The sequence below is a fragment of the Arsukibacterium sp. UBA3155 genome (assembly GCA_002364615.1).
Taxonomy (GTDB): domain Bacteria; phylum Pseudomonadota; class Gammaproteobacteria; order Enterobacterales; family Alteromonadaceae; genus Alishewanella.
On the sequence record DEYP01000025.1, the window covers coordinates 195,381 to 219,994 of the forward strand.

Consider the following 24,614-nt stretch of genomic DNA (forward strand, 5'->3'; position numbering starts at 1 on the left):
CTGTTAAAGCCGGGATGAGGTCAGGGTGATGTCAGCATGCGACCAGGCTTGTTTAAACCGCATCGCCACATCGTCAGCGTCGACGGTGTTACCCTGTGCCCGTAATGCCTGCTCCAGGCCAAATAGCGACCAGCCATTTTCAGGGTTACGCTTTAATTCACTGCGATAAACCTGCTCGGCTTCAGCCGCCAGCCCTGCCTGTAATAGCATGGCACCCAGTGTTTGTCGCACCGGCGCATGCCAGGCGGGTGGTTCATCGTAGGGTAGTGCATCTTCTATCTGCAGCGCCTGCTGCAGTGAACTAAAAGCACTTTCCGGCTTATTTTCAGCCCAGGCCAGCTCCGCTGCCAACATGTTTTCTGCAACCGTTACGCCATGGCTAAGCGGGTACCTGTTCCAGACTTTCATTGCTGCGATAGCCGGATCTTTGCTTAACGTTTGCAACGCACTTAGATGCTTTTTTGCTGCAACCACGTCATCGGTTCTTAATGCCGCCATGCCCTGAGCATAATGCCAGATCGCGTTCATATAGGGTAAATCCGCGGCGGGTGCAGGTACGGTTTTAATGTCCTGCCACTGACCAAAACGTACCTTCGCAAATAAGGGCGTAACGGCAAAGTTCTGCATGGCTTCCATCCCTGCCATCCGCATTAACTGGGGATCACTCGTTCGCTCTGCAGTAGAGTTAGCTGCCGCCAGCGCAACTTCACTATTGCCGGTCATGGTCGCAGCAAACCAGAGAAAATGATGATTGTGCGGTACATAGCCCAAAGGATACACGCCAGGGCCTGGCCGGCATGCCGCCAGATAGTTATTGTCAGCTTCAATTGCCCGCTGGTTTGCTACAACGGCGTCATGCCATCTGCCAACACGCGCATAGATATGAGCGGGCATATGCACCAGGTGTCCGGAACCGGGAATTAACGTGCGCAATCGATCTGCAGCAATGGCTCCCCGCTCGGGCTCATTTGACGCTTCAACCGCATGTATATATAAATGCAGCGCCCCGGCATGATCAGCATTTCTGGCGATAATACTCTCTAATACTTCAAGTATTTTTGCCGTTTCGCCAACGGGCTTACCTTCGCTGTCCCAGTAGGACCAGGGCTGCAGGTCCATCATCGATTCTGCATAAAGCGTCGCCGCGTCCAGGTTATCCGGCAGTTTTTTTACCAACTCAGACATCGATACCGCGTAGGCTTTATCCAGCGCTGAGCGATCAGCAGCGGGGTTTTCGGCATAACGGGCGGCCAGGGCGGAGATAAATGCTTGCTCCCAAGGCTTAGTATCTGGGGCTAAATTAAGCGCGGCTTGCAAACGTTGCCATGCAGCCAGATTATTCGCGGGGTCCATACCGGCATTAACATGAGGGCCCAGGACTAAAGCCGCACCCCACCAGCACATCGCACACTCTGGATCCAGTTCAATGGCTTTCAGGAAAGATCGCTCAGCCGCTTGATGATTAAAACCATAAGTCAGCATCAATGCCTGATCAAACCAACGTTGGGCCTTAGGGTTGCTTGTTGTAACCGGTACACTGTAACTGCCTAATCCGTCAAGTAAGGTAGCCCCAACCGGTGAAATCTCTGGCAGGTAACTCTTAGCTTCAGCAGACGCTACCGGGCCGGCAAGTAGCGAATTAACATCTGTTTTTTCAATGTAAATTGCATAACTCACTGCTGCGGCAATGCCTACCACAATAGTCAGCGTGAATAGCTTTTTCATGGTGTATCTCCATCAATCCATGTATGAATTTGTGTGATACACGTCCTGATGTGATTTTTGCCTTAGAACAATCTCACTACTTGCTATCTCCACGCAATAACCGCACCTGTCGCTCCAACTCTGCAGCATTTGCTGCAGCTGCCGGTACTGCCTTGCTGGCGTGCAAACTAATCTTAGACCATAACCGGCCTTTTAGTTTAAAAGCGCCCTTACCATGATGACTAAAAAACGAGCCCCACAGTCCCTGCAGTGCCATTGGCACTACTGGCACCGGGCTTTCGGCAATTATCCGCTCGATACCTGGCCGGAAGTTATCTATTTCGCCGGTTTTGGTCAGGCGGCCTTCCGGGAAAATACAAACCAGATTACCTTCTGCCAGTTCATGGCGAATAGCCGCGAAGGCGGCCTCGTATACCTGTTCATCTTTCTGTTTACTGCAGATTGGAATAGTACGGGCTGCACGGAATAACCAATTCGCCACTGGCAAGTCATAAATGGCTTTTTCCATTACAAACCTTACCGGGCGGCGCACCGCGCCGGCAATCAGCATGGCATCAACATAGCTGACATGATTGGCCACCAACACCGCCGCACCTTCTTCAGGAATATGATCAAGACCCTGGCTTTTAACCCGGTACAGAGTATGACTTAGTAAATAAATAACAAACCGCAGCGCAAATTCCGGTACCTGGCTATACACGTAGCATGCCACTACGGCATTCATAATGGCCAGAATTAAAAAGTATTCTGGTATGGTCAAGCCAAGTACTGCCAGGAAGACAATACCGGCTATGGCACTTACTACCATAAACAGCGCATTGAAAATATTATTGGCGGCGATCATTCTGGCACGCTGCGCTGGCTCCGCTCTTTTTTGCAGCAAGGCATACAACGGCACGATAAACAGGCCGCCCGATACCCCAATCATGGTTAAGTTTATCAATACCCACCAGCCATAGCCGCTGTTTAAAAACGCCCCAAGGCCAAGTAACTCTGCTGATATCAGCTGCGGCGCGCTAAAATATAAACTGCAACCAAATACCGTTAAACCAATAGAGCCAAGCGGCACCATACCCAGTTCAACCCGGTTGTCCGATAGCCGTTCACAGAGCATTGACCCTATGCCCACACCGACAGAAAACGCCACCAGTAAAGCGGTTACTACCGTATTGTCGCCACCCAGCACGGTTTTAGTAAAGTTAGGAAATTGCGTTAAGTAACTGGCACCTAAAAACCAGAACCAGCTGATGGCCATGATTGACAAATACAGCGTGCGGTTGGCATAGCTTATTTTAATGGTCTTTAAGGTTTGCTTAAGTGGCGCGAACTGAAAGCGTTCCGCGTTATCAACCTGACCAACCTCCGGTACCGCTCTGCTGGCAATATATCCAAGCACTGCAAATAAGATCAGCAAACCACCAATCCATAGCGCCGCGTAAGGCACACCAACCAGTAACCCACCGACAATAGTCCCCAGTAAAATGGCAATAAAAGTTCCCATTTCTACCCAGGCGTTACCGGCTAACAGCTCTTTATCATTTAGTAACTGCGGCAATATGGCGTATTTAGCTGGCCCGAAAAAGGCAGATTGCGTCCCCATTAAGAACAGCAAGCCCAGCAATAATAAGTACTGCTGCAGGTAAAATGCGACGGCTGCCAGTACCATTAACACGATTTCAGTCAGTTTCAGCAGCCTAACCAGTCTGGTTTTACACATACTGTCAGCCAGGGTGCCCGCGGTTGCTGAAAATAATAAGAAAGGCAGAATAAATAAACCCGCTGCCAGGTTCATGGTGACATCGGTACTCCACGGCAGTGCGCTGGCTGCGGTAAACGCCAGTAATAACATCAATGAGTTCTTAAAGACGTTATCGTTAAAGGCTCCCAGTGCCTGGGTCAGAAAAAAGGGCAGAAACCGGCGGCTGTTAATAATTTTACGCTCTGACATTACAATACCCTATGTGTTGGTGGCCAGGCTTTCGCAGCACTGAAAACGGTAGGTTTTTTCATCAAAATACCCTAAGTTAGTCACCTGATACCAGCAGTTCCTGCAAATATTGACAAGACGTCTGGCCATCTATATAGTTCGCAGCCGTTTTTGAAGAGGTAAATCATGGTTAATCCGCTAAGCCCGCCTGGTGCCAAACGCTCGCTTATCCCGTTGGTACTGTTTGTATTGCTGTTTTTAGGCAGTGGTTTGTATTTTCAGGCACAGCAAATCGACTATGCGTTTTACCAGCTACCTGGCCATGTTGCGATCATCCCGGCAATTATGCTGGCTGTCTGGCTGCACCGGGCGCCACTGCAACAATCGATTGACGTGCTGATAAAAGGCGCTGGTAATCAGAATATTATCACCATGTGTCTGATTTACCTGCTGGCAGGTGCCTTTGCCAGTGTGGCAACAGCAACCGGTGGCGTTGATGCTGCCGTTAATGCCGGGCTAAGTGTTGTGCCGGCAGCGTGGCTGTTGCCTGGCTTATTTATTATCGCGGCGCTGATATCAACCGCAATGGGTACTTCCATGGGTACCATCGGCGCGTTAGCGCCCATAGCGGCAGGTCTGGCAACTCAGGCCAACCTGGACAATGCACTCGTTGCAGGCGTGCTACTTAGTGGTGCGATGTTTGGCGATAACTTATCGATTATCTCTGATACTACCATCGCCTCTACTCGCACACAGGGCGCCAGAATGGCGGATAAGTTTAAAGAAAACATCAAAATCGCCTTACCGGCCGCCGTGTTGACCTTACTGCTTTATACACTACTCACCCGAACTACCGCGCCAATCAGCGCAGCAGATTTCAGCTGGACCGGGGTGCTGCCCTACGCTGCCATCCTGGTGCTGGCCGTGCTGGGTTTAAACGTATTTGTTGTATTAGTGCTTGGCATTATTCTGGCCGCAGTTCAGGGCAGTATATTTGCTGACTACCAGCTTGCCGGCCTGGGAAAGGATATTGCCACGGGCTTTGCAAGCGTGCAGGAGATTTTTCTGCTGGCGATGCTGGTCAGTGGGTTAAGTGAATTTATAAAACAACAAGGCGGGCTTAGCTGGATTTCAGCGAAAATTCAACATATTACCGGCAAGCTAAAACTGGCAGGAAGCAAAGCGCAGCAGCTGGCCATAGCCGCATTGGCCTTTAGCAGCAACCTGTGTATTGCCAACAATACGGTCGCTATTGTGTTAACCGGTGATGTGGCCAAAAACCTGGCCCAGCAGCATCATATTACCCCCCGGCGCAGTGCCAGTTTGCTGGATATTTTTGCCTGTATCAGTCAGGGCTTAGTGCCTTATGGTGCACAGGCATTATTGCTAGGCGCCAGCTTTGGTATTTCTCCCTGGCAGGTGGTAACGCACAGTTATTATTGTTTAATTTTACTGCTGGTAGCCACTAGCATCATATTAATTCGTAAAACGGATCAAGTTGCAGGCGAAGTGAGCTCTGGTTAACCGGGCTGGTGACGCTGCTGCCAGGCCAATTTACCTTTAACCCAGACGTGGCGTAATAGTGCGCGCCAGTGCATTTTATGGTGATACCCCCGCAAATACCACAGTGAACCCGCCAGGCGAGCACGCACACCACTGCCTAATTGCCATAAGACTAAAGCCCGCGCCACATCACGTCGGTAAGGGCTGTTAACCAGTTTTGCAGTAACCTCTGCTGGTAACGCGCGCTTGAATAAACTCTGCACTAATAGCAGCGTATTTACGGTCGGCTCAAGTGCACCAAACTGCTGAGCGTCATTTAGCAGCTGTAGTAATAAATTCTGCTCTGCCAGCTGGCCATAAAGCAAATCCAAATCGATCAGATCTTTTACTAATTTGTGCTGCTCTTCCTGCCAGAAAAAATGAATTGCTGCGTGAATATATAAATAACTCAGGTTGGGAACCTGCAAACACGAACCGGCAATTTTACTGGCACTGGCAAACACTAACTCTGTGTTCAGTTTCTTGCGACCCGCCAACGGAAATAATGCAAAATGCAGATCCAGCGCAGTACCCCGCTTTACATGATAAAGCGGCGGGTTTTCGTGCGAAAGCTCAAGATAAAAGTGTTTATCGTACGCCGAGATAGCAGGTTCGAAAAAGCCCGCAAAAAATAACTTATCTTTGCAGTCAGTTAACTGTGGCCGTCTTACCAGCAAATCTATGTCAGAATACAACCGGCCTTCGCTGACAGTCAGTCCGAGCGCCTGATAAGCCGCACCTTTTAACAGAAGGCAAGGATAGTCGGCCTGCCCCAGAAAAGGTTCAAGCTGCATCAACTCGTAAAATAAACTGCCCCGCTGTTTCTGATAATAGCGCCAGCCCCAGGCGAAGTGTTTTTGTACGGTTTCGGGTAACGATTGTAACAACTGATGCCGTGCAAATAATGCATGCAACTGCGCCGTCAAACCCAGACTACGCGCCTGTTGTAGTAGATCTGTCCAGCATGTCGCAGTGGCATTTGCCGCAAAGGTCTGAGGGTCTCGAAAGCATCTAATGGCTAATGGGACTAGCACAGTATCTGCTCCACACATTCCAGCATTTGCTCAGTATCGCTATATTCCAAACGGTAACTTTCAGTATTTTCTACCAGCTGACTTAATAAGCTAAACCCTTGCGCAGCAAATACTGCGTAGTTAAAGCTGTTTTGTGCCAAATAAAGCAAGGTATCTGCTTTAGGCATGGTAAATACCGCAACTGACTCAGCCGCCGCCTGGTAAGCAGGGAAAACAATCCAGGCAGGTTTTGCACATACATTGGCCCCTTGCCAACTGCTATCTGAAGGCCGTAAATAGGCTACCGTGCCCTTCTCGGTATCGGGTGTGCGGTGGAACACCTTTATCTCTGGATGATATTGCTCAATCACGTCAATAGAAGCATTTTTTAAACTAACTGGCCGCACGTAGGGCTGCAACTGGCCGCTGGCTGGATCGATCAGGCACATTTCATCAGACAGCAACCTCCAGCCCCGAAGCATGAGTAATGCACACAGTGTACTTTTCCCACTACCCGGAGGCGCCGGCATAATCAACGCCCGGCCATTTTTTTCCAGCACGGCAGCATGAATGGCTAGGTATTGCTGCTGATAAGCTGACACACACCAGTTTAAGCCCCACTCAAAGGTTGGGATCAGCTGATTGGCATCAGCCATCCGAAAGTGCTCGCTACCGGTACGAAAATGATATGGTCGGCTTTTACCAGCGAAACGTCTTTTATAATCGATATGAAAATCATAAATGTGCTTGATACAAGGGGACTGCAGCAGTATTTCCGGTGGGTACAATACCGACAAATCATTAAATAATGTCGGGCTGTCAGTATCGATACGCACCGAAAACGGTGGGGTATGCAGTGAAAAAAAAGCCAACGTCACTCCGGCTTATGCTGTTCTTCCGTTGAAATCCTGGTGGTAGCATAACTGATATTATCGAAAGATACAGCGGTATTATCAGTCAAAAAAACATAATTACTACGCTGTTGTTGCAGATATGCCGGTTGTCTGGCCTTGGCCAACCAGCCGGCATAATCAGAGGTAAGTAATGAGGACATTAGTCGCCAGTGCCATCTATATAATAGCGCAACACTTTAGCTAATTGATCAGTTTGGCCGCTCAACATTGCCGTATTGTACGCGTCAACAAAAGCAGCAGGCTCCGGGTATAAACCCTGGCCATAGTAAAACATTGAATGCAGAAATGAGCTGGCAATATTGCGGGTTAAATTGTGATCTCCGCCCTGATTAACGGCCTCTGCAAGAGTACCGCCATAACCACCAGTGAAAATCTCATCAAACCGGGTATTTTCATTAATCACTATGCCAGCATAGGTATAAGTCTCAACACCATTCTTGTGATATTTGGCAGACTTTGAATTAAAATAACCTTTTCGCTCGTTACCATTGCCAAGAGCAAAGTACTGCTTGCCACCACCATGCGATAAAAAACCAGCTCGGCACGTTTCAAATTGGTCAGCCTGCACTGATTGCATTTTTGACATGCTGGCGCTCAGGTTACAGTTTTGGGTGCTATAACCCCAGGCGCCTTTGCTTTTCAGCGCCATTAGCACTGGCAACGATCCCATGCCCGCCCGCACTAAAAACTTACGGCGGCCACTCGTTGCTTTGATATCCTTATTGTCCATAGACTTTATCACCCTTGTTCCGTTTTCAGCATTACGCTGAACATTGCCTTGGTTAATGCAAAATTTAAACCAGAGCTGTAATTCGTTGATCATAAGCAATTTACTTTAAGAACCGCCATCTAAACTTGCGAATTTGTAAAGTATGCTGACGCCAACTACTGGTTTAACAAACGCTTAGCGCTTGCAGCTTGGTAAACGCCCCGTCTTCTTCCGTTCATTAAATGTGGTCATCGCTTCAGGCATTCTTGAGCGCAATTCGGCTATCCTGTTTTCCGGAATAGGATGGCTGGATAAAAACTGCGGCGTGTTATTGTTGCTGGCTGCCGCCATATTCTGCCACAAATTTACCGCCTGACGTGGTTCAAATCCTGCTTTGGCCATTAAATCCAGACCAATGACATCGGCTTCCGTTTCATGGGTACGGCTAAAGGGTAAAATTACGCCTAATTGCGCTCCTAAGCCAAGCGCAGCCATAATTTCCTGCTGATATTGCACCCCGTATGCTTTAGTACCGGCATCACCAAGTGCCAGGGCTGACTGCATAAATTGATTGGTGGACAAACGCTCATTGCTGTGACTGGCGATGACGTGGGCTATTTCATGGCCAACAACTGCTGCCAGTTGCTCCTGATTTTCGGCAACTTTTAACAAGCCGGTATAGACGCCAATTTTGCCACCCGGAAGCGCAAAAGCATTTACCTGTTCACTGTCAAATACCACCACTTCCCAAGGGTTAGTCAGATATTCTTCCGGTGTTACCCGTAATAATGCACTGGCAATACACTGCACATATTCATTGGTTCTGGCATCCTTGCTTATCGGCGTTTCTGCCTTCATTGTTTCAAAAGTTTGCGCCCCCATCGTACTCAACTGCTTGCTATCAAACAGCATAATCTGATTACGACCCGTCGGTGATTGTGCGCATGACATCACAACCAGAGCAGCTAGCGCAGCGAGTGAAAACTTCTTCAACATATCAAAATCCTTATTAATGCATGACCACCAAGTGTACCCATGTTGTTAATTGTATCGGCAGTTGAAAAAAAAACCACCCGTAGGTGGTTTTATGTTTAGTTAACCGGTTAAATCATCGAAGAATTTTTTTACACCATCAAAAAAACCTTTCGATTTGGGTCGGTGCTTGGCTTCACCTTCACCACCCATAGACTCTTCAAGTTGTCGCAGCAGCTCTTTCTGTTTGTCGCTAAGGTTCACCGGTGTTTCAATCACCACCTTACAAACCAAATCGCCAACGCCACCACCGCGCACTGACTGCACCCCTTTGCCCCGCAAACGGAACATTTTCTCAGTTTGGGTCTCTGCCGGTATTTTCAGTTTAATTCTGCCATCCAGCGTTGGCACAGCAATTTCACCGCCAAGCGCTGCGGTAGCAAAACTCAATGGCACATCGCAATACAAGTTGTTACCATCGCGCTGGAAGATAGGGTGCGCTTTGACATTAACCTGCACATACAAATCACCAGCCGGTGCACCGTGCATACCGGCTTCGCCTTCGCCGGTTAAACGAATACGATCGCCAGTATCAACGCCCGCCGGAATTTTAACCGAAAGGGTTTTGGTTTTCTCTACCCGGCCTTCGCCGTGACATTTTGTACAGGGTTCCGGAATAATCTTGCCGCGACCATTACAGGTTGGACAGGTTTGCTGTACTGCAAAAAAGCCCTGACGCATGGTCACCTGACCTGCACCGTGACAAGTTGGACAACCTTTCGCAGAAGTGCCTTTTTTAGCACCAGAACCGTCACAGCTGTCGCAATTAACGTAGGTCGGGACTTTAATATCTACCGATTTACCTTTAACTGCTTCTTCCAGATTCAGTTCCAGATTGTAGCGTAAATCTGACCCACGTTGCGCCCGGGATTGACCGCGACGACCGCCGCCACCAAAAATGTCACCAAACACGTCGCCAAAAATATCGCCAAAGTCTCCGGCACCGGCACCGCCACCACCAAAGCCACCGCCGCCGCGGTTAGGATCTACCCCGGCATGGCCAAAACGATCGTAGGCAGCGCGTTTTTGCTCGTCTGATAAAACCTCATAGGCTTCCTGAACTTCTTTAAACTTCTCTTCCATGCCCTTATCGCCCTGAGTACGATCAGGGTGAAATTTCATAGCGAGGCGTTTATAAGCCTTTTTGATGTCTTTATCATCGGCGCCTTTAGCGACACCCAATACTTCATAGTAGTCACGCTTTGACATAAATTCAGTGCTTACTTCTTAGTCAAAGGGCTGCAATGAATTGCAGCCCGGGCCTATATTATTTGTTGTCGTCTTTTACTTCTTCAAACTCAGCGTCAACAACATCGTCAGCACCAGCAGATTGCTGCTGGCCGGCATCGGCGCCACCCTGTTGGGCTTTAGCCTGCGCCGCTTCCATCAGCTTCTGAGAAGCCTGAATTAACGCCTGCGATTTGGCATCAATTGCTGCCTTGTCGCTACCTTTGAGGGCAGTTTCCAGTTCGTTGATTGCCGTTTCAATAGCAGCTTTGTCATCACTGGCTAAACTGTCACCTGCTTCTTCCAGCTGCTTGCGGGTAGCATGTACCATCGCATCAGCCTGGTTACGGGTTTGCACCAGCTCTTCAAACTTTTTATCTTCTTCAGCGTGCGCTTCAGCATCACGTACCATAGCGGCAATTTCATCTTCCGATAAACCTGAAGACGACTTAATGGTGATTTTCTGCTCTTTACCAGTGTCTTTATCTTTGGCTGACACATGTAAAATACCATCAGCATCTAAATCGAAGGTTACTTCAATTTGTGGCTCGCCGCGACGACCCGGGCGAATACCTTCTAAATTGAACTGGCCCAACGATTTATTATCAGTAGCACGTTTCCGTTCACCTTGTAGCACGTGAATAGTTACCGCTGCCTGATTGTCGTCAGCAGTTGAGAACACCTGCGATTTTTTGGTCGGGATAGTGGTGTTTTTCTCAATCAGCGCAGTCATTACGCTACCCATGGTTTCAATACCCAGAGATAAAGGCGTAACGTCAAGCAACAGAACGTCTTTAACATCACCAGATAATACTGCACCCTGAATCGCTGCACCCACTGCTACCGCTTCATCCGGGTTCACGTCTTTACGCGGCTCTTTGCCAAAGAAAGCAGTTACCGCTTCCTGTACTTTAGGCATCCGGGTCTGACCACCCACCAGGATGATTTCGTTAATTTCACCAACGCTTAAATCAGCATCGGCTAAAGCTTTTTTCAGCGGCTCTAGGGTACGCTGCACTAAGTCTTCTACTAAAGATTCCAGCTTGGCGCGGGTTACTTTAATATTTAAGTGTTTCGGGCCTGACGCATCTGCGGTGATATAAGGCAGGTTTACTTCAGTTTGCGAGGCTGAAGACAGCTCAATCTTGGCTTTTTCAGCGGCTTCTTTAACACGTTGCATGGCTAAAGAGTCGTTACGCAGGTCCATGCCCTGCTCTTTCTTGAACTCTTCTACCAGATAGTTAATAACCCGGTTATCGAAGTCTTCACCACCTAAGTGGGTATCACCATTGGTCGATAACACTTCAAAGGTTTGCTCGCCGTCAACATCATCAATTTCAATAATAGAGATATCGAAAGTACCGCCACCCAAGTCATACACTGCAATCTTGGTGTCGCCTTTCTTCTTATCCATACCATAAGCCAGTGCCGCAGCAGTTGGCTCGTTGATAATACGCTTTACGTCTAAACCGGCAATACGACCGGCATCTTTGGTTGCCTGACGCTGTGCATCATTAAAATATGCCGGTACGGTAATAACTGCAGCCGTTACCGCTTCGCCTAAGAAATCCTCAGCGGTTTTCTTCATTTTTTTCAGCACTTCAGCTGAAATTTGCGGTGCGGCCAGCTTTTTGTCTTTTACTTCAACCCAGGCATCACCATTATCCGCTTTAACAATTTTAAACGGCATAATTTTGATGTCGCGTTGCACTTCTTCGTCTTCAAAACGACGACCAATTAAACGCTTAATCGCATAAAGGGTGTTTTTAGGGTTGGTAACTGCCTGACGTTTTGCCGGCTGACCCACTAATACTTCACCATCTTCAGCATAAGCAATAATTGAAGGCGTAGTACGTGTGCCTTCCGCGTTCTCTAATACCCGAGGTTTGTCACCATCTAACACAGCAACACATGAATTGGTTGTACCCAAGTCAATACCGATTATTCTACCCATAACTGCTCTCCACCTAATATTCTGAACAATTAAAAATTGCGTTGACTGATTAGTGGGGATTAGCCCTGATCGATTCAAGGTTATTAGTTAAAAAAATTTAGAATGAGCGGCAGTTAGTCTGAAACGGCTAACATAATTAAGCTATCTGATTACGCCCTGCACGCTTTGCCCGGTACAAGGCGTCGTCAGCGGCGTTTATTAATTCTGCTGCACTGGTAATGTTACTGGCAGGTGCCGCAGCAATTCCGGCGGAAAAGGTACAGGAAAAAGGTCGGTCATTGATGTTAAATTGGAGGGTGGCAAACGCTATTAATAACTGACTGGCCAGCACTTTTGCTTGCTCTGCCGGGCAATCTGGCAATACCAGCATAAACTCCTCACCACCGTAGCGGCCGGCGCGGTCAGTTTTACGGATCCGCTTACGCAAAAGTGTTGCCAATGACGTAATCACCAAATCACCCACTGCATGGCCATAATTGTCATTAACTTTTTTAAAATGGTCAATGTCCAGCATCACCACGCTCACTGGTTTTTGACTTCGCTCACTGCGTTCGAACTCCAGTTCAGCAGCCTCCTTAATGGCACTATGTTTAATCAGTGCCGTTAAGCTGTCTTTTTCAATCAGATTTTTAATTTGTAAACTACGCGCCAGTCGCACTTTTATCGCCTGAGCCAGTTGAATGTCGTCTATGGGCTTAGTAATAAAGTCATCAGCACCATGCGCCATGGCTTTTATTTGCAATGTTTTGTTTGTTTCAGACGATAGAAAGACAATTGGCAGCCGTTTTAAAGACTTGTACTGGCGTATTAGCCCGGCCACTTCGGCGCCGGAAAATTCCGGCATATACATATCCATCAAAATCAGATCAGGCTGAAACCGGGTTAGTTCGTCTATAATATTGCGGATCCGACCGACAATTTGGGTTTCGACCCCCATACTGCTCAGCACCAATGCATAATGCTCAGCCAGCAGCTTATCGTCTTCGACAATAAAAACCCGACCGGTTTTGCCAATGCTTTCTTCCAGCATTTCACCAATTGACGTCACCATGTCAGGTATATTCAGCGGCGAAATAAAAAAAGCAGCGGCCCGGTACTCGGCAGCTTTAATTCGTAGCTCAAAACTATCGGTGGTTGAATACACCATCAGGCGGGAATGTCTTTTTATAAGTGATTCCAGCAACAGCTTCTGCTGAAACAATGAGCCGCCCCGCTTAAGATCAGTGTCAGCGAACAGTACCGCCGGCGCCGTTTTCTGCAACTGCCTTAAGCAGCTGTCAAAATCTGAAAACAAGGTAACATCGTGGCCAAAGGCGTGTAACTGCCCGGTAAGTTCTGCAATCAGGTGTTGATCATCAAGCAGCAACCAGATACTGGAGTTTTCAGCTATCGATACCATGCTGTTGCCAGCATCTTGCTGACCTGACTGCAATGCCGTACTTATGGCAACATCAAATTCAAGTAATAAATGCTTTAATTGTGCTAATGAATACAATTGCTCTGAAGAATTTTTGCCTTGAACGGCCACCGCTAACTGTTCTATTTGCCGGGCAAGACTGCCCAGGGTAGCAAAACCAAAAGTACCACAGGCGCCGGCCAGTTTATGCGCTTCATTAATTACGGAGGGTAATAGCGCGGCGGCTTCGGAGTCGGCAACCGCCAGAATAACCTGCAAATTGGCGGCGCGTTCTGCCAGTGTTTGCTCAAACCTGAGACGCAAGGCAGAAAACGCGGATGACAAATCAAGTTTACTTTTGCTGCTACTCATTTAGATACTGCCTTTAGCATTGTTTGTGCACGCACCATGCCTTTTGACGACATTTATTGCTAATTCAATGGTTACTGCTGTCACTGATAGTAGCGGACACCTGCGGTAACTCAAAGTAAAAAGTAGTGCCTACCCCTTCCTTCGTCTGAAACCCGATATGACCATTCATTTGTGCCAGTAAACCTTTACTAATTGCTAAACCCAAACCAGTTCCCCCTTTATGGCCACGGTTAGAGCCATCGGCTTGCGCAAACCGTTCAAATAGACGGGGTTGAAACTCTGGCGGGATCCCTGAGCCCTGATCCTGCACCGACACTCTGACTTTGTCTTCGTTAATGGCTGCCGACAGGCTTACCGTTTTACCAGAACCAGAAAACTTAATGGCATTTGACAATAAATTTGCCAGTATCTGCTGTAAACGCTGGCTATCCGCCACGATCTGAAGCTGAGTTGGACCTGGCTCCAAAACTAACGTTACCTTATACTCTAAGGCGTAAGGCTGTAAATTACTCAGCGCCAACTTCAGCTGGGGCTGCAGTGACAAAACTTCCATGTTCAGTTGGACTTTGCCGGCCGTCAGTTTCTCAATATCCAGCAAATCATTAATTAAGTGCTGTAAGCGATTGCTGTTTCCATGGGCAATATTCAGCAATTTACTTACTTTAGGATCAAATTCAGCCAGTTTTCCTGAGAGCAATATACCCAAGGCGCCACTTATTGCGGTTAGTGGTGTTCGCAGCTCATGACTGACCGTTGAAATAAACTGATCTTTCATCTGTTGCAGCTGCATTCTCTCCGTCACATCCTGCACCGAACCCACCATAATCAGCTCTGGATTTTCCTGTGGTGGCAACATTTTGGCCAGTTCATGCACCCAACGAATGGTGCCATCCGGTCTGACAATTCTGTGCACCACATCGTGCACTCCGGTTTTAAGCGCCTGCTGTTCACTCTTAAAAACCTGCTCTGCATCTTGCGGGTGTAGGGTGCTTTTAAACAATTCAACACTAGGGTTCACTGTTTCACTAAAACCAAATATCTGGTAGATAACCGGCGACCACCAAAGCTCTCCGGTTTTAAGTGACGCCTGCCAGAAACCAATCAGCGCATTTTCACTTGCGGTATCGAGTCGCTGCTGAGTTATTTTTAACGCGGTGTTAACGCGCTCAAGCTCCAGGTAGTGCAGCTTGATAGCGGTAATATCTTCAATATAGCCATGCCAAAGTGTACTGCCATCGGCCATTCGCTCAGGAGTGGCGCGACCGGACAGCCACGTTGGTTGTTTATTTTCCTGGCAAATCCGGTATTGATGCTGCCAAAGCGATAAATGCTTCGCTGATTTATCAATACTCTGTGCCAGACCGTCTAAGTCATCCGGGTGAATTTTATCAAAGAGAAAAGTTGAATCCTGCTTTACCTGCTCAGCTGTTACCCCATAAATATTCTTAATATTATCACTTGTATAAGGAAACGCAGCTTTACCATCAGGCCACTGCTGATACTGGTAGACCATACCCGGAATATTGGCCAATAAATTTTTAAACTGGTCACGGCTGGCCTGCAGCTCCAACTCAGCCATTTTTTGCTCGGTAACATCTGCATGAGTACCATACATCATCAGGGGCTTTCCGTCCCCGGTCCAGCTAACTACCCTGCCACGGTCATGCACCCAAACCCACTGACCATTTTTATGCTTCATCCTGCATTTGCAATCGTAGAAGGGTAACTGACCGGCAAAATGTTGCTCTAGTAGCTTGCCCGATTCTGCTAAATCATCAGGATGAGCAAAGCCCAGCCAGGTATTAATATCTATCGGTGCAAGCTCATCCAGCGTATAACCGACAATCTCTGCCCAGCGCTCGTTAAACACCGTTTCGCCGGTTTGGATATTCCATTGCCAGGTACCAATTCGGGTTCCTTCTAATACTGAACGATGCATCAGTTCACTGGCTGCCAATCTCTGATGCGCTTGCTCTTGTAATCTGTCCGCAATTTCCTGCTCAACCGCATCTGCAAAATTTCGAAGGATTAGGCGTTCTTTTGCAGTCAACTGCCGCGAAGTACTGTCGATAACACATAAGGTGCCAATACGTTGGTTATTAATGGTCAAGGGAGCGCCGGCATAAAACCGGATATGAGGTGCCTCAGTCACCAGCGGATTATCAGCAAAACGAGGATCGGTGCTGGCGTCGGATACTTCAAAAATACTGCTATCCAGAATAGCATGGCCGCAAAAGGAGATATCGCGGCCAGTTTCACACACATCCAGCCCCTGGCGGGATTTAAACCATTGCCGTTTGCTATCAATTAATGAAATAAGCACAATCTCAGTATCAAGGCATTGTTGCACCAGCTGGGTTAACCTATCGAACCGGGTCTCGGCAACGGTATCAAGTAATGAGGCATCCAGCAGAGCCAGCAAGCGTTCTTTTTCATATTCAGGTATTTGCGGCTGTTGCATATTATTTCCGGAGATCAACATTTATTAAAAAGTAGCACGGTGTTTGCAGGTCGTATCACTGCAATAGAAAGCCTACCCGGAGGATAGCTTCCCTGAATTATTTTTACCTAATTTAGGTCAGGCTGCTGATTATATAACTGATGCAAGGTTTCCCCTAATTGCATTGGATCAAAGGGTTTATCAATAACAGCAATAGCACCGGCATCTAAATATTGCTGCTTCTCACTCTGCTGAATTTTTGCTGTCATAAACACTACAGGTGTATGTTCTGTTGCCGGCAGCTGCCTTAATGCAGCAAGAGTCTGCAAGCCATCCATTTGCGGCATCATCACATCCAGCAGAATAAGTTGTGGAGCGAATTCTGCAGCCTGTGCCAGTGCACTTTGACCGCTATCACAGCTTAGCAACTCAAAACCGGCTAAATCTGTCAGCGCGATCTCTGCCACGGTCCGGATAGACTCATCGTCTTCAACATGCATAATTTTCTTTAACGGCATAACAGTGTAACCTCAATTAAGCTAATTCTTAATGTCTTCATATTTTTATCGTAGCTGCCATGCTACATCGATCCAACAAATAAACAATATGCTGATACTCAATACCACTATGACGTGATAAACCAATCTCGCAGGTTCTGCTGGTAGACCCCCCCCGTGAGCACTTACTTACCTGAGCAGCCAAACCTGACAGTGCTGCAGCGTTAAGTTCTGGCAATACAAAACCTTTATCACCAGCAAAGCCGCAGCAACTTATGCCTTCAGGGATCACCATCTCATCTGTGCAGGCGCCTAGCAATTGCTGTAATTTTCTGGTCTGTCCCAGCTGACTGGCGCTACAGGGTATATGAAGCGCGACCGGCCCGGACTGCTTGTTCAACACCAGCTTTGGCAGCACCTGATCATATAAAAAATCGACACTGTCGATAATGTTTAACCGCGGATCCAGTTTACCGCTCAGGGTCAGGCTGCAAGGGCTGCTATCAGAGAAAATGGGTATCTCACCGACATTACTCACCTCAAGTAACCATTGCTCCAGCTGATGCTGTTTAAGCTTAGCCGCGGCAAACTGCCCTTTGGACTGAAACGGCATGCCACAACATTGGTTGGCCAAATCCTCAGCAATAATAAGCTGATAACCAGCCTTGGCCAGTAAGTCAGTACATACCTGCATTAAGCTGCGGCTGTCCTGGCTATTGGCCTGCGGCGCCATTACCCGGCTGCTACAACTGGCCAGATAAATAACGGGAGTCAGGCTACTCTCTGCTGGCGTGACTTTAGTATGGTTCGCGCCTGGCATAGCGCTATGCCAGCCAGGTAAAACCTTAACTAAACGTTGGCCTGCCCTCAAACCAAAGCGCGCCATGGTGCTGGCAGCACCAAAATGGCGTGCTATAAAAGCCGCCAGCCCCTGCCAGCGTCGGTTGTTTTGGGCGCGAAGCTTCCGGGTTAAATCACCGGTATTAATGCCAACCGGGCAGGCTGTACTGCACATACCACAGGCTGCGCAGGTATCATTGCCAGCGTACTGATAGCTTTTAGTCAATGCCTTAAGCCGCTTAGCATCGTTACCAGTTTGCCGCAAACGAGAGATTTCGCGCTGGGTCACAATGCGCTGACGTGGGGTCAGGGTTAAGTTTCGTGATGGACACACCGGCTCACAAAAGCCGCATTCGATGCATTTGTCTACCAACGGATCTGTTGCTGGTAACGGTTTCAGATTTTGCAGATGCAGCTGCGGATTGTGGCTTAGCACCACATCCGGATTGAGAATATGCTTAGGGTCGAGCAGTTTTTTAATGCGCCACATCAACTGATAGGCATCACTACCCCACTCCAGCTCAACAAAGGGTGCCATATTGCGGCCGGTGCCGTGTTCGGCTTTAAGCGAACCGCCAAACTCAACGGCGACGAGGTGCGCAACGTCCTGCATAAAATTATCATAGCGCGCAACCTCTGCCGGGTCGTCAAAGCCCTGGGTAAACACAAAATGCAGGTTGCCCTCTAAGGCATGACCAAAAATAATGGCTTCGTTGTACTCATATTTAGCAAATAATTGTTGCAGCCGGGCCACACCATCAGCCAGTTGCAGTAGCGGAAAGGTAATATCTTCAATAATGACCGTGGTGCCGGTTTGCCGCACCGCCCCCACCGCCGGAAAAGTGCCTTTGCGAATGGCCCAGAGCTGGTTATATACGCCAGGATCCGTACTGAAATCCACCTGCTGTTCCAGGGTAAAACCGGCAACGACTGCCCGTAACGCTGTCAGTTGTCGTTGCAAAGCCTGGTCGGTTGCTGCTGTGCTTTCAATTAATAAAGCACAAGCATTATCTGATACCTGCTTTATCCACGCAGGCATTGCTGCTTTGTGCTCAACCGAGCGTAAGCTTCGCCTATCCAATAGCTCGACTGCCGACACAGGCAACGGCTTTAATACCGCTACCGCCTGACAACAGCTGGCCACAGAGGGAAATACTAATAAACCACTGGCCCGGTGCGGATACTCCGGCACGGTGTTGTAGGTAACGGCACTGATAAAGCCCAGGCAGCCCTCAGAGCCCACCATTAAATGGGTCAGAATATCTATCGGATCAGTAAATTCAGTTAACGCATTCAGTGAAAAGCCGGTAGTGTTTTTTAAGCGATACTTGTGGCGGATTTTGGTGCAAAGTTGCTCGTCTTGCCGGGTTTGCCCGGCCAGCAGCGCTAAATCAGCCAGCAAACTGGCGTGGCTTTGCCGAAATGCCGCAACGCTGTCGCTATCTTCGGTGTCCAGCACGGTGCCATCAAACAATACCAGGCGCATTGCGGCCAGAGTATTGAAGCTGTTTTGGGCGGTACCACAGCACATACCACTGGCATTGTTGGCAACAATACCACCGATTTTGCAGCTGTTGATAGATGCCGGATCCGGGCCGATTTTGCGTTGAAACTTACTCAGGACACTATTGGCAGCCGCGCCAATAACCCCGGGTTGTAAGCGAATTTGTTCACCGAGACCCCTTACTTCGCGCTGCTGCCAGTTTTCACCCAGCACCAGCAATACCGAATCGGTTACCGCCTGGCCGGATAAACTGGTGCCGGCCGCCCGAAAGGTAATGGCAACGTTATATTTATTAGCCAACTGTAGCAGCGCTACCACTTCTGCCTCAGATTCAACCCGCAGCACCAGTTTGGGTAACAGGCGATAAAAACTGGCGTCGGTACCATAAGCCAGAGTGGCGATAGGATCGTCAAAATAGCGCTCAGCGGGAATAAGCTTTTTTACGGCTCTTTGAAATACAACCGGTAATGCCACAACATAATGTCTCAAATCTGCACTTTGGTTATGTGATAACAGGTTTTAGTTGTTTTGGCTATGGGCTTTAATACGCTATGACAGGTAAACATAAAAAAACCGGCATTCGCCGGTTTCTTGTTAAACTCGCCCCACTTATTCAGGCGCTTTTGACACACCCACCATGGCCGGGCGTAATAAACGGCCATTTAATTCATAACCTTTTTGCATTACAAAAGTAACGGTGTTGGGTGCCACATCCGCTGACGGTTGAATGGTCATCGCCTGATGCTGGTCCGGGTTAAACGGCTCGCCTTGCGGGTCAATTTGCTGCACACCGTATTTGCCAACGGTATCCAGGAAGCTTTTCATGGTAAGTTCTACCCCTTCAATAATACCGGCAAAAGCTTCATCTTCGCGGTTTATAAAGCCCAGCGCCCGCTCCAGATTATCCACAACCGGCAATAGGTCACCGGCAAATTTCTCCAAAGCAAATTTATGAGCTTTTTCCACATCCTGAGTCGCACGGCGCCGGGCATTTTCGGCGTCGGCTTTAATGCGCAACATTAAGTCCTGCTGGTCTGCCAGCCGGGCTTTTGCTTCGGCCAGTTCAGTTTCCAATTTTGAAATTACTGCTTGTTCACCAGATAATTCAACAGTATCGCCGTGATCATTGGCCGGGCTTTCCTGGCTGGCGTTGTCCTGCTTAATTTCTTCAGCCTGCTCGTTCGGCTTTGCTTGCTCTGTCATGCTAACTACTCCAAATGAAAGTAGGTGTATTATGGGGATGGATTCTGACGATTCAAGTTTAAATTTAAACGATGCGCACAGGCTTCCACTAAGGGTACCAGCCTGGCGTAATTCATGCGCCTTGGCCCCAGTAAGGCAATAAAGCGGTGCGGCTCGGTTTGATAGCGCTGACTAATAATACTGACAGGCGCCAGATCAGTAAACCCAGACTCTTTGCCCAGAATAAGCTTAGGGTGGGCGTCACTGGAGATTTTTTGCAATAAATTTATCAGCCCGGTCGGTTGCTCCAACATTTGAAATACCTGCTGTAACGCAGAGTTTTGCTGGTATTCCGGGCTGAGCAATAACTGGTACTGGCCGAAAATCAGCGGCTGATGCTGTAAAAATTCATCCAGACTCAATTGCCCCAAGACCTTGTTCATCAGCAATTGGCTGCAACCACTTTCATTTTTCGCTATACCGGCCAGACGGGCAATACCATCCTGCCATTGACCATTCGACAGGGCGGCATTAAGTAAACACAATACTTTACTCAAGGTAGCACTGTCGATGCTTTGGGCACAGTCGAGTACCCGATGCAAAATATCGCCATCTTCATCTATTACCACCAATAACAATCGGTCACTGGCCAGACGCACCAGATCTATTTGCCGCACTTCGCGGCCACTGGCTTTGGGGGCACTGATAATGGCGACACAACCGGTCAGGTTGGTTAACAACTGGCCGGCTTGCTGGCACAGCAATGATACCGGCAAGGTCGGTACCAGTTGACGCTGAATTTCTGCCTGCCAGCGGTCTTGTAACGGTTGCATGGTCAGCATCTTATCAATAAATAAGCGAATACCACTGGTTGTTGGTACCCGGCCTGCTGATGTGTGAGGTGAGCGGATAAAACCTTGCTGTTCCAGCTGAACCATCGTATTGCGCACCGTGGCCGAGCTGACATTAAGCGCCTGGTTTTCGGCAATCAGTTTACTTGATACCGGCAAGCCATCAGCCAGATACTGCTCAACAATCAGCTTTAAGATAAGCTCTGTTCTGCTTAGCGCCACCGCCATACTACGTCATACCTTGTTCAGTGTTAATTACAGATCTGGGGGCTAAAGCGGCAATATCAAGTTGATAAATCACTAAAATAACACTGAGGCTGGTGGTCGGCCAATGTGGCCGCTATACTGGCAAAACGCCAGCCAGGAACCGCGATATGAGTCATGCTTTTACGAAAATTGGCCTGATTGGAAAACCCAATCATCAGGGTGCCAACCATACCCTGGTTAGCCTGTACCATTTCCTTTGTGCAAAAGGCCTTGAGGTATTTGTCGAAGAGCGCGTTGCCCAATCTCTCGCCCTGGACGATGCTAAAGTGCTCGACCTGGTCGACCTGGGTAAAACCTGCGATTTGGCTATTGTGGTTGGTGGTGATGGCAATATGCTTGGTGCCGCCAGAGTGTTGGCCCGGTTTAATGTGGCCGTGCTTGGTGTTAACCGGGGAAATTTAGGTTTTCTGACCGACTTGTCGCCGGAGGCTTTTGAGCAACCCTTAGCCGATGTGCTTGATGGCAACTTCGTCACTGAAAAACGCAATTTGCTGGAAATATCAGTACACCGCCATGGCAGCATAAAAAGCAGCAACAGCGCCGTCAATGAAGCCGTGTTGCACGCCGATAAAGTCGCTCACATGATTGAGTTTGAAGCGTACATTAACAACGAGTTTGTTTACAGTCAGCGTTCAGACGGGTTAATTGTCAGCACGCCTACCGGTTCAACCGCCTATTCGTTATCTGGCGGTGGGCCAATTCTGACACCGGATCTGGATGCGATGTGCCTGGTACCCATGTTCCCGCATACCCTAAGCAGCAGACCATTGGTGGTGTCAGGCAATAGCGAAATTTGTCTGAAAGTCGCCGATACTAACGATGCTCACCTGCAAATCAGCTGCGACAGCCATGTCATTCTGGCCGTAATGCCGGGCGATGAAATTTATATCCGCAAACACCCTACTCCGCTGCGGTTAGTGCATCCACCAGGCTACAGCTATTACCATGTGCTGCGCAATAAACTGGGCTGGGGTAAAAAACTCTACTAGATAACGATACTTTCTTTAAAGGCAGGCTTGCATATTTGATAATTACTGTATAAATTTACACTGTATCTATACACAGTAATTACCAGTAACGTCTAACATTCGTTATTCTGACGGGAGTCGCAGCATGCTAAGCCACCTTCATATCAGCAACTTCGCTATTGTACGCGCCCTGGAAATAGACTGGCTGGCCGGTATGTCGACCATTACCGGTGAAACCGGCGCGGGTAAATCGATAGCCATCGATGCGTTGTCACTGTGTTTAGGTGAACGGGCAGATGCGACCGTAGTGCGACCCGGTGCCGACAAAGCCGATATTGTGGCGACCTTTGATATTGCCCAGTTACCACAAGCCCAACATTGGCTGGAGCAACAAGATTTGGCCATGGGCAGTGAATGTATCGTGCGCCGGGTAATTAATAACGAGGGTCGCTCCCGCGGGTATATCAATGGCGTGCAGGTGCCAGCCCAGCAGTTAAAAGCGTTAGGCCAGTACTTGCTCAGCATCCATGGTCAGCATGCTCATCAACAACTGTTAAAACCCGATTACCAGCGCCAGTTACTGGATGCTTTTGCTGAAAACGCCCCCCTGCGTGCCGAGTTAAAACAATGCTATCAACAATGGCAGGGGTTAAAACAAGAATACCAGCAACTGCAGCATAGTCAGCAGCAGCGCGATGCGCAGCGCCAGCTGCTGGAGTATCAGGTTGCCGAGCTGGATCAATTTGCTCCCGCTGCAGAGGAGTTCAGTCAGCTGGAGGCCGAGCAAAGCCGCCTGAGTCACGGCCAGACCTTACTTAGCCAGAGTCAGCAGTGCCTTGAACAATTGTACGATAGCGACGAAAGCTCCATTTATCAGGGGCTCTCTGCGGTAAACCAACAGCTGCAACAACTTTGCGAGCTGGATACCAGCCTAAGCCCGCTACAACAAATGCTGGCAGAAGCGCTAATGCAAACCGAAGAAGCTAGCCGCGAGCTGCGCCGTTATGCCGACAAAGTTGAACTTGATCCGGAGCGTTTGCAGCAGGTTGATGAGCGGCTGGGCCAATGGCTTAATTTAAGCCGAAAACACCAGGTGAATTTTGAGCAATTACCCGATTTTCACCAACAGCTGGCCCAGCAACTGGCAGAGATAACCGGCGATGACCGACGTTTGGTACAGTTAGAAGCTGAACTTACCGAAGCAGAGCAAGGTTACCAGCAATTTGCTACCCAATTGCATCAGCAGCGTAAGCAAGCTGCTGAAAAACTCAGTGCGTTAATTGCCAGCAGCATGCATGAACTGAGTATGGCCAATTCAAAATTTGAAATTAACGTGCAGGCCCTTAGCTTGGAGCAAGCCAGCAACCATGGCTGGGACCAGATCAGCTTTAGCGTATCTACCAACCCGGGCCAACCATTACAACCGCTGGCAAAAGTAGCATCAGGCGGCGAATTATCCAGAATAAGTTTAGCGGTACAGGTTATTCTGGCGGATAAAATTACCACACCCACCCTGATTTTTGATGAAGTGGATGTAGGCATTAGTGGTCCGGTAGCTGCCGGAGTCGGCAAACTGTTGCGCCAGCTTGGTGAAACCACCCAGATAATCTGTGTAACCCACTTACCACAGGTAGCCAGCCAGGGACATCAGCAGTTGTTTGTTGAAAAATATACTGATGGACAGGCAACCGAAACCAGAATGCGGATCTTGAATGATGAACAACGGATTGGTGAAATTGCGCGGTTACTGGCCGGTGAAAATATCAGTGCCAGTGCGCTGGCCAATGCCCGCGAACTTTTGTGTGCACCGGCAGTCTGAAAAGAGATTTTTCAGCAAGGCTGTCATAGGGTATGATAGCCGCAACCGGACTTAACAGACGAAAATGATGAATAAAGTAGTACAGATTTTAGTAGTAATTGGCCTGCTTGCCAGCTTAAGCGCATGCTCAAACATGATTTACCGGATTGACATACCGCAGGGTAATTTTCTGGAGCAAAAAGACATTGATAAGCTGCGGGTAGCCATGACCAAAGAGCAGGTGAAATTTGTGCTGGGCAGCCCTGTTGCAGAAAACGCGTTTGACAATGACACCTGGCATTATTTTTATTCATTAAAAGGTGGGCGTGGTAATAACTTTGAAAAGCAATTAATTGTCGAATTTAAAGACGACAAGTTACAGGATATTTCAGGCGATTTTGAAAAGTCGGAAGAGTTTAACACCCCTTTAGATATCTGATTATTGGCAATCACCAT

General features: G+C 48.4%; 19 protein-coding genes and 1 pseudogene. 4 read left to right on the plus strand and 16 right to left on the minus strand.

Translation table 11 applies throughout. From position 1 onward, the window contains the following. Positions 1-3: 3 nt before the first annotated feature. A complete protein-coding gene (locus tag B2X65_RS12815; protein WP_290613084.1) occupies positions 4-1,725 on the minus strand; it encodes a tetratricopeptide repeat protein in 1,722 nt (573 codons plus the stop codon). A 76-nt stretch (positions 1,726-1,801) separates the two neighbouring features. Next, positions 1,802-3,673 carry an MFS transporter gene (locus tag B2X65_RS12820; RefSeq protein ID WP_290613086.1) on the minus strand — a complete coding sequence of 624 codons (1,872 nt, stop codon included), beginning with the start codon at positions 3,671-3,673 and terminating at the stop codon, positions 1,802-1,804. Positions 3,674-3,838: 165 nt separating this feature from the next. Between B2X65_RS12820 and B2X65_RS12825 the strand changes: the two genes are divergently transcribed. Then, on the plus strand, positions 3,839-5,176 hold the full coding sequence (locus B2X65_RS12825) for a Na+/H+ antiporter NhaC family protein (RefSeq protein WP_290613088.1): 1,338 nt from the start codon (positions 3,839-3,841) through the stop codon (positions 5,174-5,176). Here the strand turns inward: B2X65_RS12825 and B2X65_RS12830 are convergent. The 14 genes and pseudogenes from B2X65_RS12830 to hrcA form a co-directional block, all read right to left on the minus strand. Next, positions 5,173-6,228: a nucleotidyltransferase family protein gene (locus B2X65_RS12830; RefSeq protein ID WP_290613090.1), complete on the minus strand. Its 1,056-nt coding sequence runs from the start codon at positions 6,226-6,228 to the stop codon at positions 5,173-5,175. The two genes, B2X65_RS12825 and B2X65_RS12830, sit on opposite strands and share 4 nt — an antisense overlap. Continuing rightward, positions 6,222-7,079 carry an HprK-related kinase A gene (locus tag B2X65_RS12835; protein ID WP_290613095.1) on the minus strand — a complete coding sequence of 286 codons (858 nt, stop codon included), beginning with the start codon at positions 7,077-7,079 and terminating at the stop codon, positions 6,222-6,224. Before B2X65_RS12835 ends, B2X65_RS12830 begins: the two co-directional genes overlap by 7 nt. A 2-nt stretch (positions 7,080-7,081) precedes the next feature. After that, entirely contained in the window at positions 7,082-7,261 is a 180-nt protein-coding gene (locus tag B2X65_RS12840) for a hypothetical protein (RefSeq protein WP_290613097.1), read from the minus strand. Further along, positions 7,261-7,851 (minus strand): hypothetical protein, encoded by a 591-nt coding sequence (locus B2X65_RS12845; RefSeq protein ID WP_290613099.1) that lies wholly within the window; start codon positions 7,849-7,851, stop codon positions 7,261-7,263. Before B2X65_RS12845 ends, B2X65_RS12840 begins: the two co-directional genes overlap by 1 nt. Before the next feature lie 174 nt (positions 7,852-8,025). After that, a complete protein-coding gene (locus B2X65_RS12850; RefSeq protein WP_290613101.1) occupies positions 8,026-8,826 on the minus strand; it encodes a M48 family metallopeptidase in 801 nt (266 codons plus the stop codon). Between the two features lie 99 nt (positions 8,827-8,925). Further along, positions 8,926-10,071, minus strand: coding sequence for a molecular chaperone DnaJ (dnaJ, locus tag B2X65_RS12855; protein WP_290613103.1), 1,146 nt, complete (start codon positions 10,069-10,071; stop codon positions 8,926-8,928). Between the two features lie 58 nt (positions 10,072-10,129). Then, the gene (gene dnaK / locus B2X65_RS12860) at positions 10,130-12,043 is read right to left on the minus strand and encodes a molecular chaperone DnaK (protein ID WP_290613105.1); all 1,914 of its coding nucleotides are present in this window, start codon (positions 12,041-12,043) and stop codon (positions 10,130-10,132) included. Positions 12,044-12,179: 136 nt separating this feature from the next. Continuing rightward, on the minus strand, positions 12,180-13,811 hold the full coding sequence (locus B2X65_RS12865; protein WP_290613107.1) for a diguanylate cyclase: 1,632 nt from the start codon (positions 13,809-13,811) through the stop codon (positions 12,180-12,182). 64 nt (positions 13,812-13,875) lie between these two features. Further along, on the minus strand, positions 13,876-15,390 hold the full coding sequence (locus B2X65_RS17850) for a sensor histidine kinase (RefSeq protein WP_414631423.1): 1,515 nt from the start codon (positions 15,388-15,390) through the stop codon (positions 13,876-13,878). Beyond that, positions 15,385-16,233, minus strand: a pseudogene (locus tag B2X65_RS17855) (PAS domain-containing protein); the annotation flags it as partial. The pseudogene B2X65_RS17855 and the gene B2X65_RS17850, both read right to left, overlap by 6 nt. Before the next feature lie 146 nt (positions 16,234-16,379). After that, positions 16,380-16,769, minus strand: coding sequence for a response regulator (locus B2X65_RS12875; RefSeq protein WP_290613111.1), 390 nt, complete (start codon positions 16,767-16,769; stop codon positions 16,380-16,382). A 37-nt stretch (positions 16,770-16,806) separates the two neighbouring features. Continuing rightward, positions 16,807-19,581 (minus strand): FAD-binding and (Fe-S)-binding domain-containing protein, encoded by a 2,775-nt coding sequence (locus B2X65_RS12880; RefSeq protein WP_290613114.1) that lies wholly within the window; start codon positions 19,579-19,581, stop codon positions 16,807-16,809. A 120-nt stretch (positions 19,582-19,701) separates the two neighbouring features. After that, positions 19,702-20,295 carry a nucleotide exchange factor GrpE gene (gene grpE, locus B2X65_RS12885; protein ID WP_290613116.1) on the minus strand — a complete coding sequence of 198 codons (594 nt, stop codon included), beginning with the start codon at positions 20,293-20,295 and terminating at the stop codon, positions 19,702-19,704. Between the two features lie 29 nt (positions 20,296-20,324). Beyond that, positions 20,325-21,353: a heat-inducible transcriptional repressor HrcA gene (gene hrcA / locus B2X65_RS12890; RefSeq protein WP_290613118.1), complete on the minus strand. Its 1,029-nt coding sequence runs from the start codon at positions 21,351-21,353 to the stop codon at positions 20,325-20,327. Positions 21,354-21,499: 146 nt separating this feature from the next. On the opposite strand from hrcA, the gene nadK reads away from it, so the two are divergent. From nadK to B2X65_RS12905, 3 genes are all read left to right on the plus strand, one after another. Continuing rightward, a complete protein-coding gene (nadK, locus tag B2X65_RS12895; protein ID WP_290613120.1) occupies positions 21,500-22,381 on the plus strand; it encodes an NAD(+) kinase in 882 nt (293 codons plus the stop codon). A 124-nt stretch (positions 22,382-22,505) separates the two neighbouring features. Next, positions 22,506-24,179: a DNA repair protein RecN gene (gene recN, locus B2X65_RS12900; protein WP_290613121.1), complete on the plus strand. Its 1,674-nt coding sequence runs from the start codon at positions 22,506-22,508 to the stop codon at positions 24,177-24,179. 64 nt (positions 24,180-24,243) lie between these two features. Continuing rightward, positions 24,244-24,597, plus strand: coding sequence for an outer membrane protein assembly factor BamE (locus B2X65_RS12905; RefSeq protein WP_290613123.1), 354 nt, complete (start codon positions 24,244-24,246; stop codon positions 24,595-24,597). Positions 24,598-24,614: the final 17 nt, after the last annotated feature.

Excerpts from the sequence above, each read along its gene's own strand:
- B2X65_RS12815 (WP_290613084.1), bottom strand. The coding sequence starts at position 1,725 with ATGAAAAAGCTATTCACGCTGACTATTGTGGTAGGCATTGCCGCAGCA.
- B2X65_RS12820 (WP_290613086.1), bottom strand. The coding sequence starts at position 3,673 with ATGTCAGAGCGTAAAATTATTAACAGCCGCCGGTTTCTGCCCTTTTTT.
- B2X65_RS12825 (WP_290613088.1), top strand. The coding sequence starts at position 3,839 with ATGGTTAATCCGCTAAGCCCGCCTGGTGCCAAACGCTCGCTTATCCCG.
- B2X65_RS12840 (WP_290613097.1), bottom strand. The coding sequence starts at position 7,261 with ATGTCCTCATTACTTACCTCTGATTATGCCGGCTGGTTGGCCAAGGCC.
- B2X65_RS12845 (WP_290613099.1), bottom strand. The coding sequence starts at position 7,851 with ATGGACAATAAGGATATCAAAGCAACGAGTGGCCGCCGTAAGTTTTTA.
- B2X65_RS12850 (WP_290613101.1), bottom strand. The coding sequence starts at position 8,826 with ATGTTGAAGAAGTTTTCACTCGCTGCGCTAGCTGCTCTGGTTGTGATG.
- dnaJ (WP_290613103.1), bottom strand. The coding sequence starts at position 10,071 with ATGTCAAAGCGTGACTACTATGAAGTATTGGGTGTCGCTAAAGGCGCC.
- dnaK (WP_290613105.1), bottom strand. The coding sequence starts at position 12,043 with ATGGGTAGAATAATCGGTATTGACTTGGGTACAACCAATTCATGTGTT.
- B2X65_RS12865 (WP_290613107.1), bottom strand. The coding sequence starts at position 13,811 with ATGAGTAGCAGCAAAAGTAAACTTGATTTGTCATCCGCGTTTTCTGCC.
- B2X65_RS17850 (WP_414631423.1), bottom strand. The coding sequence starts at position 15,390 with ATGGCTGAGTTGGAGCTGCAGGCCAGCCGTGACCAGTTTAAAAATTTA.
- B2X65_RS12875 (WP_290613111.1), bottom strand. The coding sequence starts at position 16,769 with ATGCCGTTAAAGAAAATTATGCATGTTGAAGACGATGAGTCTATCCGG.
- grpE (WP_290613116.1), bottom strand. The coding sequence starts at position 20,295 with ATGACAGAGCAAGCAAAGCCGAACGAGCAGGCTGAAGAAATTAAGCAG.
- hrcA (WP_290613118.1), bottom strand. The coding sequence starts at position 21,353 with ATGGCGGTGGCGCTAAGCAGAACAGAGCTTATCTTAAAGCTGATTGTT.
- nadK (WP_290613120.1), top strand. The coding sequence starts at position 21,500 with ATGAGTCATGCTTTTACGAAAATTGGCCTGATTGGAAAACCCAATCAT.
- recN (WP_290613121.1), top strand. The coding sequence starts at position 22,506 with ATGCTAAGCCACCTTCATATCAGCAACTTCGCTATTGTACGCGCCCTG.
- B2X65_RS12905 (WP_290613123.1), top strand. The coding sequence starts at position 24,244 with ATGATGAATAAAGTAGTACAGATTTTAGTAGTAATTGGCCTGCTTGCC.